This is a genomic window from Lentilactobacillus parakefiri (genome assembly GCF_002157585.1).
GTDB lineage: Bacteria > Bacillota > Bacilli > Lactobacillales > Lactobacillaceae > Lentilactobacillus > Lentilactobacillus parakefiri.
Genome location: NZ_BDGB01000052.1, coordinates 1 through 208, shown reverse-complemented (window position 1 = coordinate 208; position 208 = coordinate 1). Strand labels below are relative to the sequence as shown.

1 protein-coding gene is annotated in these 208 nt (G+C 46.2%); it reads right to left on the bottom strand.

Annotated elements, in window-relative coordinates; translation table 11 throughout:
* The coding region (locus LPKJCM_RS05305) for a DDE-type integrase/transposase/recombinase (RefSeq protein WP_133057554.1) at positions 1-208 on the bottom strand (208 nt) is incomplete at both ends.

Genomic DNA, 208 nt, shown 5'->3' with positions numbered 1-208 from the left:
CGGATGTATAGCTTGATCCCTGGTCGCTGTGAATCAACCCTGGCTTGACACCATGATTATTCTTAATGGCAGCTTTGAAGGTATCAGTAACCAGATCAGCGGTTTCTGTCGAGGCGACTTTCCAAGAAACAATGCTGTGATCATACAAGTCTTTAATGGCACTCAAACGGAGCCTAGCTGTCCCGTTAACGCCATAGGGTAATTCACT